This is a genomic window from Eubacteriaceae bacterium Marseille-Q4139, from assembly GCA_018223415.1.
In the GTDB taxonomy this organism is placed as follows: Bacteria; Bacillota; Clostridia; order Lachnospirales; family Lachnospiraceae; genus CABSIM01.
In genome coordinates, this window is record JAGTTQ010000001.1 from 2,634,488 (window position 1) to 2,648,362 (window position 13,875).

Annotated in this window: 13 protein-coding genes; 4 read left to right on the plus strand and 9 right to left on the minus strand. The window is 51.2% G+C overall.

Annotated elements, in window-relative coordinates:
- Positions 1–14: 14 nt before the first annotated feature.
- The 4 genes from KE531_12410 to KE531_12425 all read right to left on the minus strand — a co-directional run bounded on the left by KE531_12410 (position 15) and on the right by KE531_12425 (position 4,618).
- Positions 15–2,549: an excinuclease ABC subunit UvrA gene (locus KE531_12410; GenBank protein MBR9954403.1), complete on the minus strand. Its 2,535-nt coding sequence runs from the start codon at positions 2,547–2,549 to the stop codon at positions 15–17.
- Positions 2,533–3,441 (minus strand): Sir2 silent information regulator family NAD-dependent deacetylase, encoded by a 909-nt coding sequence (locus KE531_12415; protein MBR9954404.1) that lies wholly within the window; start codon positions 3,439–3,441, stop codon positions 2,533–2,535. The genes KE531_12410 and KE531_12415 overlap by 17 nt, the downstream gene beginning before the upstream one ends.
- On the minus strand, positions 3,431–4,033 hold the full coding sequence (locus KE531_12420; GenBank protein ID MBR9954405.1) for a flavin reductase: 603 nt from the start codon (positions 4,031–4,033) through the stop codon (positions 3,431–3,433). The genes KE531_12415 and KE531_12420 overlap by 11 nt, the downstream gene beginning before the upstream one ends.
- Positions 4,034–4,114: 81 nt before the next feature.
- Entirely contained in the window at positions 4,115–4,618 is a 504-nt protein-coding gene (locus tag KE531_12425; GenBank protein MBR9954406.1) for a flavin reductase family protein, read from the minus strand.
- A gap of 150 nt (positions 4,619–4,768) precedes the next feature.
- On the opposite strand from KE531_12425, the gene KE531_12430 reads away from it, so the two are divergent.
- On the plus strand, positions 4,769–5,134 hold the full coding sequence (locus KE531_12430) for a helix-turn-helix transcriptional regulator (GenBank protein MBR9954407.1): 366 nt from the start codon (positions 4,769–4,771) through the stop codon (positions 5,132–5,134).
- Between the two features lie 310 nt (positions 5,135–5,444).
- Here the strand turns inward: KE531_12430 and KE531_12435 are convergent, their stop codons facing one another.
- The 5 genes from KE531_12435 to KE531_12455 form a co-directional block, all read right to left on the minus strand.
- Entirely contained in the window at positions 5,445–6,374 is a 930-nt protein-coding gene (locus KE531_12435; GenBank protein MBR9954408.1) for an IS3 family transposase, read from the minus strand.
- Positions 6,344–7,015 carry a transposase gene (locus tag KE531_12440; GenBank protein MBR9954409.1) on the minus strand — a complete coding sequence of 224 codons (672 nt, stop codon included), beginning with the start codon at positions 7,013–7,015 and terminating at the stop codon, positions 6,344–6,346. Before KE531_12440 ends, KE531_12435 begins: the two co-directional genes overlap by 31 nt.
- A 173-nt stretch (positions 7,016–7,188) precedes the next feature.
- Positions 7,189–7,779, minus strand: coding sequence for a metallophosphoesterase family protein (locus tag KE531_12445; protein ID MBR9954410.1), 591 nt, complete (start codon positions 7,777–7,779; stop codon positions 7,189–7,191).
- Entirely contained in the window at positions 7,776–9,698 is a 1,923-nt protein-coding gene (locus tag KE531_12450) for a BMP family ABC transporter substrate-binding protein (GenBank protein ID MBR9954411.1), read from the minus strand. The genes KE531_12445 and KE531_12450 overlap by 4 nt, the downstream gene beginning before the upstream one ends.
- A 33-nt stretch (positions 9,699–9,731) precedes the next feature.
- On the minus strand, positions 9,732–10,631 hold the full coding sequence (locus tag KE531_12455) for an AraC family transcriptional regulator (protein MBR9954412.1): 900 nt from the start codon (positions 10,629–10,631) through the stop codon (positions 9,732–9,734).
- 312 nt (positions 10,632–10,943) lie between these two features.
- On the opposite strand from KE531_12455, the gene KE531_12460 reads away from it, so the two are divergent.
- The 3 genes from KE531_12460 to KE531_12470 are packed head-to-tail and all read left to right on the plus strand — an operon-like array spanning position 10,944 to position 13,853.
- On the plus strand, positions 10,944–12,098 hold the full coding sequence (locus KE531_12460; GenBank protein ID MBR9954413.1) for a sugar ABC transporter substrate-binding protein: 1,155 nt from the start codon (positions 10,944–10,946) through the stop codon (positions 12,096–12,098).
- Between the two features lie 12 nt (positions 12,099–12,110).
- Positions 12,111–13,007, plus strand: coding sequence for a sugar ABC transporter permease (locus tag KE531_12465; GenBank protein MBR9954414.1), 897 nt, complete (start codon positions 12,111–12,113; stop codon positions 13,005–13,007).
- A gap of 9 nt (positions 13,008–13,016) precedes the next feature.
- Positions 13,017–13,853, plus strand: coding sequence for a carbohydrate ABC transporter permease (locus tag KE531_12470; protein ID MBR9954415.1), 837 nt, complete (start codon positions 13,017–13,019; stop codon positions 13,851–13,853).
- Positions 13,854–13,875 lie beyond the last annotated feature (22 nt).

Here is a 13,875-nt window from a genome sequence, read left to right on the forward strand (position 1 = left end):
GTTACCGCCTCCCTCTAAACAAGACTTTTCAAATATCGTCCGGTCAAACTGTTCTCATTTTCAGCAATTTCTTTCGGCGTACCGGCAGCGACGATCTGCCCGCCGGATTTCCCGCCGCCCGGCCCCATATCAATGACATAATCGGCGTTGGCAATCATATCAAGGTCATGCTCGATTACAATCACTGTTGCGCCATTGTCAATCAGTTTTTGAAACACCTGAATCAGCACCCGCGTGTCCAGGGGGTGCAGGCCGATGGTGGGTTCATCAAAGATGAAAACAGCGTCCTCCTGGGATTTTCCCATTTCGGAGGCAATCTTTAACCGCTGCGCCTCCCCGCCTGATAAAGCAGGGGTGGCCTCCCCTAACGTGAGATAGCCAAGTCCTAAATCGTAAAGCACCTGTAACCGTTCCCGCACTTTTTTGACGCCGGACATCTGATCCAGCGCCTGCTTTACCGTACAGGACATCAGCTCCGGCAGAGAAATTCCTCTACCGGCGTCCGCTTTCTTTGGCAGATAGCGGATTTTCTCCGCCTCTTTTGCATAGCGGGAGCCGCCGCAGTCCGGGCAGACAATTTCTACATCAGGAAGAAACTGAATATCCATCGTGATCTGCCCTGTGCCGTCACAGGTAGGACAATGCAGGAAGCCGGTATTATAGGAAAAATCTCCGGCCTTATACCCAAGCTCTTTTGCTGCCGGAGCAGCGGCAAAAATACGGCGCAGATCATCCAAAACACCGCTGTAAGTGGCAACGGTGGAGCGGATATTGGTTCCGATCGGGGTTGCGTCGATCACATTGACACGCCGGATTCCATCCGCTTGAAGTTCTCTGATATGTTTAGGAAATGCCGCTCCATTGATTTTAGCCTGCAATGCAGGGACAAGGCTTTCTAAAACAAGGGTGGTTTTACCGGAGCCGGACACGCCGGTAACGGCAATCAGCCGCCCCTTTGGAATTTTCAGGTCGAGTGCATGGACAGTATGCAGCGGGTTTGTAGCAAGTGAGATTGTTCCGTTTTCAAAAATCCTGGATTTCTCCGTCTTTTGCTGGACAGATACCCGTTCTTCCCCGGAAAGAAATTTCCCGATCAAAGACTGGGGGTTATGCATGGTTTCATCAATCGTTCCCGTTGATATGACATTTCCGCCATATTCGCCAGCACCGGCTCCCATTTCAATCAGCCAGTCCGCGGCCTTCAATACCCGAATATCGTGATCCACAAGAACAACCGAATTTCCATGGGCAATCAAATCCTGGATCACAGCCAGAAGGCCGTCCACATTGGACGGGTGCAGGCCAATGGAAGGCTCGTCCAAAACATACAGAACGCCCGTTGTCTGATTCCTTACGGCCCTGGCAAGCTGTACCCGCTGACGCTCTCCCGTGGAAAGCGTGGAGCTGGTTCGATCCAGGGTCAGATAGCCAAGTCCCAAATCAAGCAGCCGTCTTGCCGTATTCAAAAACTGGGAGGTAATGCTGCGGGCCATTTCACGGAGGATCTCCGGCATGGTCTCCGGGATTCCCTGTACCCATTTCACAAGGTCGTCTAAGGTCATGGCACAGGCGGAAGGAAGATCAATGCCGCCAAGAAGTGTGGCGCGGGCCTGCTGGTTTAAGCGGGTTCCCTTACACTCCGGGCAAATGTCCTGTTTCAAAAATTTCTCCACCCGTTTCATGCCCTTTTCATCCCTGACTTTTGAAAGGGCATTTTCCACTGTGTAGACGGCATTGAAATAGGTAAAGTCCATTTCGCCCGCCTGATTGCTGCTTTTGGCTTTATAGAGAATGTGCTTTTTTTCTGCCGGACCGTGAAAGACGATCTCCCGTTCTTCCGGCGTCAGTTCGGAAAAAGGAACGTCGGTACGCACGCCCATTGCCCGGCACACATCGGTCATCAAAGACCACATCAGCGAGTTCCAGGGGGCTACCGCGCCTTCATCGATGGAGAGGGTTTCGTCCGGCACCAGCGTGGATTCATCCACCGCCTGTACGATACCCGTTCCGGTGCAGCGGGGACAGGCCCCATCGCTGTTAAAGGAAAAGCTCTCCGCGCTGGGCGGCGGAAAGACTGCCCCGCAGACTGGGCAGGTCATGTCCTTTCCTCTTGCCACATCAGCGGTAGGCTCCACATAATGTCCGTTGGGACAGCGATGACTTCCCAGCCGGGAATACATCAGCCGCAGGCTGTTCAGCAGTTCCGTGGAGGTGCCGAAGGTGCTGCGCACTCCCGGTACAGCGGGCCGCTGGTGCAGGGCAAGGGCGGCGGGAATATTCTCAATGCTGTCGATTTTTGCCTCCGCAGCCTGCGTCATGCGTCTGCGGGTATAGGCGGATAAGGCTTCCAGATAACGGCGGGACCCCTCCGCATACAGGACGCCCAACGCAAGAGAGGATTTGCCGGAACCGGACACACCGGCAACAGCCACCAGCTTTCCAAGGGGAATATTGATGTCTATATTTTTGAGGTTGTGGACATGAGCGCCCCGTACCACAATGGAAGATGGGCTGCCATGACCGTTCAAATCCTTATCCACACTTCTCACCTCCAGCTCCTCCCTGTAATTCAGAGAGTACCCGATCAATGCTCTCGTTGATACAGATTGATTTATGACGGATTTCCCTGGGAGCGGCCGCCTGCCCGAAATTGATACAGGCATAAACGGCGTCCGGCCACTGATAGGTCATCTGCCAAAATGGATATTTGATAATTCCGGGGGTGTTCATTCCCACCCCGATTTCCAAAAATAAAACTTTGCCTTCAGAATGGGATTGCAAAAACTTCGCATACCGGTCCGCCGCTCTGTGCCATCCTTCATCCTGCACAAAGGTATCATCACCCCGGAGGTTCATGGTCATGGGTCTGCCGCAGACTGGACAGCGTGGAACCAACTCCCCAGGAATCGTCTGTTTCCAGTTGGATTGATCCGTGATCTGATAGTCGTCTCCGTACTTTTCCAGGAATCCCTGGGCCACCAGCATTTTCATCATGGTGTCCCGATTGTCGTATGTCTTTTGGTGGCATGGTTTGGAACACTGAAAAAGTCCATAATCGCCCTGTGTGTAGAAAAGCCTGGATTTATCAAAACCAGCCCGTTGAAAGCAGTGGTCTACATTGGTGGTCAGGACAAAGTAATCCTTTCCCTGCAACATACGCAGCAGTTCCTGGTAAACCGGGACTGGAGGCATCACGTAACGGTTGATATAAATAAGGCGGCTGAAATACCCCCAATATTCCTCCAATGTTCCAAATGGGAAAAACACGCCGGAATACATATCGTGAAAGCCATAGGTCTGTTCAAAGTCTGAAAACCAGGTTTTGAACCGCTGGCCGCCATAGGTAAATCCCGCCGCTGAAGAAAAACCGGAACCTGCCCCTACGATCACCGCGTCTGCCATCTGGATTTGCTTTTTTAAGTCTGCGATCTCACGCCTCATAATGGAATCCCTCTCGATTATACGGCTTTCCAAGGGTAAACCAACGGCCAAGCCGCTCGCCAATGACAAAATAATCATTGCTGAAATTGTCCCAGCAGACGGGATGGAGCTTATCAAAATCAAGGGTTTTTCCGTTGTCCTTCAAAACGCGCTGGTCAATGGAAACAATTTTGACGGTTCCCAGGATTCGCAGAGAGATATCGTCCTCCTCCGGGTCGATCCGCAAAAGCTCACATTCCATCGTGACAGGCAGTTCTTCAAAATACGGTGCGTCCACAAGTTCACTTTTCACCGGGGTAAGCCCTGTGCGCGGAACCTTATCCGGGCATTTCTTCCCGGAAACCGTACCCAGATAATCGCATTGCGCCAATGTGTCCTGTGTCACGCAGGACACGGTGAACGCCTTTCGTGTTTTGATATTGCCGGTGGTTTTTCTCACTTTGTAAAGATTCAGTTCCACCACTTCCCAGGTTGCGGTCACGCCCCAGGTCGCCACCATCGCGTTGGGTGTGCCATCATCGTTATACGTTCCAATTAAAAGCATAGGGGTAGGGGTAATGCCTGCCCGCTGTCCTAGATGGATTCTTGCCATATTGGTTCCTCCTGATAACTTCATTTTAACGAGAAAGCGGCATCCACCTTTTTCTTGCAGAGGTGGATACCGTCTGACACATTACTTTTCCTGCGCGGGAGCTACCTTTGCATAACCGTCCCATGCAAACAGGGCCTCTTTGCTATCGTCCGCAAGCATTTTGTCAATCTTGCAGAGATACAGGTTGTGGTCGCCAGCCGTCACCGTCTGCTCTAACGTGACAGCAAACGCAATCCGGCAATCCTCCGGGAAGGAAATGTCGCTTCCGTCCATCGCCTGAAGGGCAATCGGATGTTCTTCCAGCTTGTTTTTGTCGCCGCCGTTAGCGGAGCCATAAGCCATCACCGCGTCTTTGATGCTGGTGCCGGGAGCTGCCAGAACAGCCTTGCCGGTACGCATAATATTGACGCTGCTGTTGGCAGTGGGACGCATAGCAAAGGCCAGCATGGGCGGATTGAAGGACGCATACATGAAGAAGGACACAGGAGCCATGTTCAAAGAGCCGTCTTCCTTCTTTGTGCAGACCAGCATGAGCGGGTCGGGAGAGGTAATTGCTGTCGCCTGTCCGATATTGATTTCTTTCATGGGAATCTTCCTTTCTGTACCTTTTTTCAAGATCGTCTGCCTTGACTTTTCTTGATATACTAATTATACTGTGTCTATAAAGTAATTCAAGTACGCAGATTATTCTGCCTTAGTATGGTACACCGTACCATAAAAAGGAAAGGGTTGGACATGGAAAACGAGATGACTTATCAAGAATATGCGGAAAAGGTGAAACAGGGAATTTTAACCGACGCAGGAAACTGCCCTGTAACGCCTCTTTTGCTGATGTTACAGGGAAAATGGAAATTCCAGATCATTTATGAGCTGTGTATCAAAGACCCCATTCGTTTTGGAGAATTAAAAAAAGCGATTGATGGAATTACGAACACCATGCTCACAACTTCTCTGCGGGAGTTAGAAAAAGATGGTTTGGTTTCCCGTATCCAGTTCAATGAGATACCGCCTCATGTGGAGTATTCGCTGACAGAAAAGGGGAAGGCGCTTCTCCCGATTTTTTATGAAATAACGAAGTGGGGATTTAAGTACATTCCGTGAGACAAAAATGGCAGGCAATGAAAGCTTCCGTAAGATTGCGTATGCTAGGCTGAAGGCCGTTTCCGGTATTCTTGCCTAAAATGCTTGTTGGTGACGCTCTCCGGTCCGCGCAGGACAGACGTCCGCCAGACGTCTTGCATCCCAAACCCCTGAGATCATCGCCGGCGGCGATGGCTGTGCGTTCTGCGAACACTGGGAAATGAATAAATTAACCGAAAAACTCTATGCGAAATGAACTGCTTCCCGTCAAGTAGACAATCAAAAAAATATAATTTTTTTCTGCCAGTAGGTATCACCTGCTGGCAGATTTTTACGCTGCCTGTAAATATTTTTCGTGTTTCTCCATTGGTGTTACTATACCAAGCTTCCTCTGCAAACGTCTGTTGTTATAGTAATTGATATATTTCTCTATCATGACCACCAGTGATTCTCTGTCCATAAATCGTTTACCATAATAACGCTCCCGTTTTAGAATTCCCCAGAATCCTTCCATTGGTCCATTATCGATACACTTTGCTACTCTGGACATGCTCTGCATCATCCCTGCTGCTTCAAGTTTTGCATGAAAGGCTCTATTGGTGTATTGAAAGCCTCTGTCACTGTGAAACATTGGATGTGCATCAGGATTATCTTTGACTGCATCATCAAAGGTATCAAACACTAATGCATTACTATTACTGTCTCCAATACGGTAGGATACGATTCTTCGGTCATACAGGTCAAGAATTGCACTTAAATATACCTTGTGCTTTTCATTTCCGATATAGTAATGAAATTCCGTTACATCGGTCAACCACTTTTCATTCGGAGCTTCTGCCGTAAATTCACGATTCAGGATATTTTCGGCTATGTACTGTGGATTTGCAGCCTGTCTTGTACAGCTATCGTTTGCATATTTAATGGTGGATTTGATACCAAGTTTCCGGCAGATGCGCAAAACACGTTTATCATTTACATCAATGTCATGGTAACGCTCCAACTCATCACGGATTCTGCGATAACCCTTATCAGGTGATTCTATGTGGATTTTTTCTATCAGTTCCGCAATTTTTCGGTTTTCCTGTTCATTCTCTGACATTTCATGGTTCAGCCATTTGTAATAAGCCGCCCTTGAAACACCGCCAATCTTACAAAGCTCCTGTATCGGATAATCGTGTTCTTTCTGTTCTTCTTTGACAGCCTGATAGATATGCTCGTGGCGGATCAGGCTCAGCCCCGCCTCCTTTCGATTTCCTCTAATTTTTTTAAGAATGATAACTCCATTTCTGCACGTTGCCGTTTGGCTTTTTCCAGTTTCAACTCCGCTTGAAGCTTTTCCACCTCTGTAAGAGAATCTTCCGATTTTCTTTTGCCGCGGTTATCCTGTAATGCAGGAACTCCGCCTGTTTCGTATTTGATAGTGTAATTTCGTGCCTGCTGATAGGACACCTTAAAGTTTTCTGATGTTTCAGCATAGTTATGGCCATGGGAAATGCAGTAGGATGCAATTTCCACTCTTTCTTCAAACGTTGTTTTTCTTCCTTTGGTCATAAGACTACATCCTCCTGTTCTGGAAGCCTTCAGTTCCTTATGACCATTATACAGCGCAATCCATTGCCTGAGTGTACGAGTACTGGAAATTTTATATTTTTTACAAATATCACGTAGTGAACCAAGACCAGAAAGATACTCTTGTACGGCAATCTCTTTCTCGGCAGAAGTTCTTTTGGTCCATCCTTTGTTGTAAAAGGTTTCTGAACCCATAGACTGATAATTACGAATCCATTCTTCTAAAGTAGTAGGATGAATTCCTTCGCCTGTTGATACAGATGTAATACTATGTTTAGCTTCCAAAATAAGCTTTACCATTCGTAATTTATCTTCAGCAGAATATTTACGCATAAGAAATGCTCCCTCCTTGATAAACAGTTTTATTATTTCAACTGTCTACCTAGAAGGGAGCATATCAAAAGAGTTCGTACTCGCATAGAGTTTTTGTTTTTTTCGTTTAGCTGGCATAACTCATAATTTCTGTCATGTTTCCTTATGGGCGGCTGCCATTCCTGCCTTCGCCTCTATATCTCAAACACATATCGTTCATAGGCATTGATAACGGCCGTGTCCCCATGATTCCTCTTTCTCGCGGCCGTGGGCGCATAAGACAGGTGGACGTGCCCGTGGATGAAAACGGCCGGGCGGTACTGCTCCATGAGCCGGAGAAAGGCCTTAAAGCCGGTATGGGTCAGGTCTTCTCCGTCTCCTAACCCGTAAGCCGGGGAATGGGCCACGAGCACATCAAACCCCTTCCGGCGCTTTAGCTGGAACCAGAGCCTCCGGACGCGCCGGTTCATCTCCGTCTGGGTAAACTGGAACGGGCCAGGCTTATAGCGCATGGAGCCGCCGAGCCCCAGGAAGCGGACGCCCTGATATTCATAAATCCTGTCCTCAATGGAGATACAGCCGTCCGGCGGCGTCTTTTCATAGCATCCGTCATGGTTTCCATGGACATAGAGCACCGGCCCGGAGAAAAAGGTGGCCAAAAACGACAGGTACTGGGGCGCCAGGTCGCCGCAGGAGATAATCACGTCAATGTCCTTCAGCCTGTCCGGCTCGAAATAGTCCCAGAGCGCCGGGGACTCCACATCTGCAAGTGCCAGTATTTTCATAGGGGCCCGTCCTTTCCCGGGAAGATTCCCTGGGTTTTCATCATCTGCGCCGCCTCGTCTTCCATCTCCTCCTGAGACGGGATCCGTCCGGCTACGTTTTCAGCCAGCCAGTCCATCCGGACGATCTGAAGCGGAGTAAGCGGCTCCTTTTCTGAAATCCGCAGGGCACCGTTCTGGTCGCGGATATCACCGGAAAAAATCTGAAAGCTCCCGTTTACAATCTGTTTTTTCACCATCTCCATGAGCTGCACGGAGCGGGCGGGGATGGTTTTGGAATAGATCACGTCGATGATGCCGGAGGAGATTCCCCACCAGTAGTTGATGGAATCCCCGGCAGCCCCCTGGCTTTCCCGCGCCCAGTTGCCGTTTGCGATAGTCTGCATGATCCGGTGATAAAATTTGCCCCAGTGCCAGATGGAAGAGGCCAGGCTTGCGCCGCCGCAATCCTGGGGGCGGTAGAGCCCGTAGGGTTTTGGGGAATGGGACGGCGCCAACATCTCCGGCCCGGAAATCAGGCTGACTCCGGCGTCTTTTAGCTCCTGTTCGGCGTTCCCTTCTTTGGCAGACGACCAGGCCAAAAGCACCTTGGCATCCGGTGCCACCATCTGCACGCCAAGGGCGAAGGCATTGATGGCCGCCGCTGTCCCGACGAGGGGCATTTCAGCAATATAGCCGATTTTCCCGCAGTCCGTGAGGATTCCGGCCAGCATACCCACCAGGAACTTGGCCTCATAAAGCCGGCCGTAGTATGTCCGCATATGCCCGCTGTACGTGTTTAAAGAACAGTTCAGGATGCGGATGTCCGGATGGCGGATGGATACGCGGATGCTGGCGTCGAGAAAGCGCACGGATGTAGTGAAAATCACCCGGCACCCGTCGGCGATGGCCTGTTCGATGGCTTTTTCCCCTTCGGCATCGGTACGCAGCCCGTCATAGACGCGGGTGGTGATCTGGTCGCCCATCTCGTTTTCCAGATAGAGACGGCCCAGGTCATGGGCATACGTCCAGCCGGAGGAATAGGTGTCGCCGTAATAGAGGAAGCCGACGGTCAGCCGCGGCCGCGGCGCCGGGATCAGCTTTTTAATGAAGGACGTCTCCTTCGGCTTTTCCGGCTGCGTCACCAGCCGTACTGTGCCGCCGGAAGCCATGGATTCAAGCTCCGGCCATAAGAGGGAGATCTCCTTACGGAGCTGATCCATGGACTTTTCCAGCATCCCGTCCCAGCCGTAGATCCCCAGATAGAGGAGGAAGCCGTCCCCCGGCTGGAGAGGGAGCTTTGCGCCGCCTTTTTCCTCATAGATTTTGGAAAAGCGGAGAAAGGCGGACGAGAAGGACAGCCGGTCGTCACGGCTCCACTGGGAGCGGCCTTCCAGTCCGAGCAGCTCACAGAGGCGGGCGAAGCTTCCTTCCCTGGAAAAGTAGATGGTGTTGATGCCGGATACCCGGTAGAAATCCATGTATTCATAATAGATCTTAAGCTCCGGCGTATCGCCCGGCGCAGGGATAATCCTGGTCACGTAGGCAGGCGCACTGACGGCGCCTGTGAACTTTAAGACGCTGATCCGTTTGTTTCCCTCTATAATATAGTAGTAATTCATAAATTCACAGGCGATCACCGGCTCCCGGATGCCAACCTCCAGATGGGAGCGGTAGAGGGAACACCACTTGTCGGCAAATTCGGATTCCTCCGGAAGCAGGGGCATAAAATTCCCGGCAAAGGCGCGGGTGCGGCCGGATGTCCTGGTACCGACGACACGGGAGAGGGGAATTTCCACAAGGCCCAGATCGGTCTCACCGGCGGTTTTGACAAAGGGGAGGATTTCGTCCAGTACCTGAAGATAGGGGTTGCGCCGGGCGTCCATATCCTGACGGTATGCCTTTAGGGCCAGTCTGCGTGCCTGAGAATATTCTGGAATCATAAAAACTCCTTTCTGAGCCGGAATAGGCGTCTCCTAAAGCTCGTCCTGTGAGGATTTTTTTGAGCTGCGCCTGCCGGACTTCGGCAGGGTTCCGTTCTTCTCCCGCCAGTGGTTCGGCGAGATGCCGTATATCGTTTTGAAAGCCCGGGAAAAATGTAGCTGATTGGGATAGCCGCACATTTTTCCCACCTCGCTGACATTCATGTCGGAAAACTTCAAAAGCTCTGCGGCCCGGTTCATGCGGTAGTGCATGAGAAAATGCTGAAGCGTCTGATTGGTGCCCTCGCGGAACAGTTTGCCCAGATAATTGCGGTTTAAGTTGCAGAAGGCGGCAATGTCCTCCACCGTGATGTCGCGGCTGTAATTCTGTTCCACAAAGGAGATGGCCTCTTTAATATAGAAATCTTTCATTTTCCCGGCCGGGCTTGCCTTGGCGGCGGCAGAACACTGGATCAGCCGGTCGAAGAGCAGGTACAGGTGCCCGATCTGATAAATCGGGGACTGGCCGGGATTGTCGACAATATCCATGATCTCGTCCCGGATCAGGGAGGCAAATTCCCGTTTTTTCACGCGGTAGACGGGATGGTCGTAATCTAACCCCGCCATCTCCATAAATTCCATGGCCTTTACGCCGTCAAACTCCACCCAGGCATATTCCCATGGCAGATTCTCATCGGCGTAGTAGGTGTTCACCTGTGAGGGACAGATCAAAAAGCCCTGGCAGGCCTCCAGCCGGTAGAGATGGGTATTGCCGGAAGAATCGTTGGAGCTTAAATAGCCCTTGCCGGAGAAAATAAAATGAAACAGGTAGTGGTTCCGCCTGGCGGGGCCATAAGAGTGCAGCGGTACGCACTGTTCCCATCCGTACTGGAAGATGGTCAGATCAATGTTTTTATCGTTCTGAAATACACCGAATTTATAATTCTTTTCCATAGGCGCCTCCTGATATACCAAAATGATAGCACATTATACAAAATTTGTACAGATATTGTATTTTGGTATATAAATATTTCTCCTGTTCATATCCGCTATTTTGTGTGATTGGTATAATTCATATACACACAGCATTTAATTTCTGTATCAAGTTCACAAAAAGGAGGGAAAGGTGTGAAGAAACTGAAAAAAGCGGCCGTACTGTCGGCAGTATGCGCTGCGGCTCTGGCACTTGGGGGCTGCGGGACAGGCTCTGCGGACGGGAAAACCCATCTCACATTCCAGATCTGGGATGTGGCCCAGAGGGACGGCATGCAGACCATGTGCGACGCCTATACGGAGGCACATCCGGACGTGGAGATCGAGGTTCAGGTTACGAGCTGGAGCGAGTACTGGACAAAGCTTGAAGCTGCGGCCATCTCCAATCAGATGCCGGACATTTTCTGGATGCATACCAACGAAATCCTCAAGTATGCAGACTACGGGAAGATCGCTGATCTGACCGACCTGTACGACGAGACGGATCCCGGGTATTTCTCGGAGCATTTCTCCGAAGTGTCCTTAAAAAACGTCCAGGGCAGCGACGGACGGTATTACGGAGTGCCGAAGGACAAGGACACGGTCGGCCTTGTGTACAACAAGGAGATGTTCGATGCAGCCGGAGTGGCGTACCCGGATGAGAGCTGGACCTGGGACGACCTTTGTGAGGCATCTCAGAAAATTTACGACGCCACCGGAAAATACGGCTATATGGCCTACGGCGACGACCAGCTCGGATACTGGAATTTTGTATATCAGAATGGGGGATACATTCTGGCTGAGGACGGCGTGACGGGCGGCTTTGCCAACCAGGCGACGAAAGACGCCATGAAGTTTTACATGGATCTTCAGAAGGAAGACTGGTGCCCGGATCAGAACTACTTTGCCGAGACGTCCCCCGGAACGGCATTTTTCTCCGAACAGGGAGCCATGTTCTTAGAAGGAAACTGGAACATCCTGTCGGAAATGCAGAACTACCCGAATATGCAGGGAAAATGGGACGTGGCAGTTCTTCCCGTGTGCCCCGATCCGGCTTCCGGAGACGGGCGGGCGACGATCTCCAACGGCCTCTGCTATGCCACCTCGCCGGTCAATGAGAATCTGGACATCGTAAAGGATGTGCTCCGGTTCTTTGGCTCCGAAGAGGGACAAAGGCTCCAGGGAGAATCCGGCGCGGCCATCCCGGCTTATGAGGGGTTGGAGCAGACCTGGATCGACGTTTTTGATCAGTTTGACTACCGGCTGAATGTGGAGTGCTTCGTGGACATGTTCGATTACAGCGTACAGTCCGTCAACAACAAGTACCGTTCCGTCTGGAAGCCTGAGGTAACGGAGATCCTGCTGAAAATTTATTCCGGCGAGATGGACTTTGAGGCCGGTATGGCCGCCATGCAGAATGCCTTAAAGACTGCGGCGGAAGATGATTAAAGGAGGGGGATTATGGCAAATACGGGTGCAAAAGCCAGCAGGCATGCAAAATCCGAGAGCCGCTGGGCGTATCTGATGGTGGCTCCCACGATCATCGGGCTGCTGGTGCTCAACATTTATCCGTTTTTAGACACCATTAAACTGAGTTTTTCCAAGACGCTGCCCTTCGGCCTTTACGAGCTCCGCGGACTGGAAAACTATATCGAAATGTTTACCAGCCCGGAGTTTTGGAGGGCAAACCTGAACACGCTGTACTTCTGCGTGCTGACTGTGCCGCTGGGGCTGTTTTTATCGCTGATCGTGGCCGTCATGCTGAATGCCAAGATCAAAGGGCAGACGGCGTTCCGCGCCATCTTTTTCCTTCCGATGGTAGTGGCGCCGGCGGCTGTGGCGATGGTTTGGAAGTGGATGTTCAACACGGAGTACGGAATCATCAATTCGCTCCTGATGAACAAGGTGAACTGGATCACAAATCCCAACATCGTCATGGTGACATGTGCGATTGTGGCGATCTGGTCGTCCATCGGCTATGATGCCGTGCTGCTTTTATCGGGACTTCAGAATATTTCCAAGTCCTATTATGAAGCGGCCAGCCTGGACGGGGCCACCAAATTCCAGCAGTTTTTCTACATCACGCTGCCGATGGTTTCCCCGACGCTTTTCGTGGTTATGATCATGCGGCTGATGTCGTCGATCAAGGTCTACGACCTGATTTACATGCTGGTGGAGGAATCCAACCCGGCGTTAAGCAAGGCCCAGTCGTTAATGTACCTGTTCTACCGCGAGTCCTTTGTGACGGGCAACCGCGGGCTTGGCTCTTCTGTTGTCATCTGGACGGTGGCCCTCATCGGCCTTGTAACGGCAGTCCAGTTCTGGGGCCAGAAGAAATGGGTCAACTATGAGGTATAGGAGGGGCATATGAATTCATCATTAGAGAAATCCAGACGGATCCGGACGGCCGGCATCTATGCGTTTTTCGTTGTCGGCAGCATTATCATGATCTTCCCGTTTGTGTGGATGTTCCTCACCAGCTTCAAGACCGTAGAGGAAAGCATGGCGATCCCGCCGGGAATCCTGCCGGAACACTGGCAGTTCAATAACTTCAAGGATGCCATGGCGTCCCTGCCGTTTCTGGCACTTTATAAAAACACGGCGTTAATGGTATTCTGGCGCGTGGTATGTGCGGTTGTCTTTTCATCCATGGCCGGATATGCGTTTGCCAAGCTGAAATTTAAAGGGAAAAACCTTCTCTTCTCCCTGGTGCTTGTGCAGATGATGCTTCCGTCCCAGATTTTCATTACGCCGCAGTACCAGATGCTTGCAAAGCTCGGCATGACAAACACGATCTTCGCCCTGGTGTTCCCGGGCATCGTCAGCGCCTTCGGGACATTTTTCCTGCGGCAGGCTTACATGGGGATCCCGGATGAGATCGCGGAAGCGGCTTATCTGGACGGATGCAACCAGTGGCAGACCTTTGTAAAGGTCATGGCACCGCTTACGAAGGCCAGCATGGCAGCCCTGGCCGTTTTCACCGCGGTGTTCGCATACGGCGACTTAATGTGGCCTTTGATCGTTAATACAGACTTGAATATGATGACTCTCTCGTCGGGGCTTGCGACCTTAAGAGGGCAGTTCAGCACCAACTTCCCGGTGATGATGGCCGGCTCCCTGCTTGCCATGATCCCCATGGTGGTTCTGTACCTGTTCTTCCAGAAGCAGTTCATCGAAGGCGTCGCCATGACGGGAGGAAAATAATACTTAAACAGACAGGCGGGAA

Excerpts from the sequence above, each read along its gene's own strand:
- KE531_12470 (MBR9954415.1), top strand. The coding sequence starts at position 13,017 with ATGAATTCATCATTAGAGAAATCCAGACGGATCCGGACGGCCGGCATC.
- KE531_12420 (MBR9954405.1), bottom strand. The coding sequence starts at position 4,033 with ATGGCAAGAATCCATCTAGGACAGCGGGCAGGCATTACCCCTACCCCT.
- KE531_12450 (MBR9954411.1), bottom strand. The coding sequence starts at position 9,698 with ATGATTCCAGAATATTCTCAGGCACGCAGACTGGCCCTAAAGGCATAC.
- KE531_12415 (MBR9954404.1), bottom strand. The coding sequence starts at position 3,441 with ATGAGGCGTGAGATCGCAGACTTAAAAAAGCAAATCCAGATGGCAGAC.
- KE531_12440 (MBR9954409.1), bottom strand. The coding sequence starts at position 7,015 with ATGCGTAAATATTCTGCTGAAGATAAATTACGAATGGTAAAGCTTATT.
- KE531_12430 (MBR9954407.1), top strand. The coding sequence starts at position 4,769 with ATGGAAAACGAGATGACTTATCAAGAATATGCGGAAAAGGTGAAACAG.
- KE531_12425 (MBR9954406.1), bottom strand. The coding sequence starts at position 4,618 with ATGAAAGAAATCAATATCGGACAGGCGACAGCAATTACCTCTCCCGAC.
- KE531_12465 (MBR9954414.1), top strand. The coding sequence starts at position 12,111 with ATGGCAAATACGGGTGCAAAAGCCAGCAGGCATGCAAAATCCGAGAGC.
- KE531_12460 (MBR9954413.1), top strand. The coding sequence starts at position 10,944 with ATGCAGACCATGTGCGACGCCTATACGGAGGCACATCCGGACGTGGAG.
- KE531_12445 (MBR9954410.1), bottom strand. The coding sequence starts at position 7,779 with ATGAAAATACTGGCACTTGCAGATGTGGAGTCCCCGGCGCTCTGGGAC.
- KE531_12455 (MBR9954412.1), bottom strand. The coding sequence starts at position 10,631 with ATGGAAAAGAATTATAAATTCGGTGTATTTCAGAACGATAAAAACATT.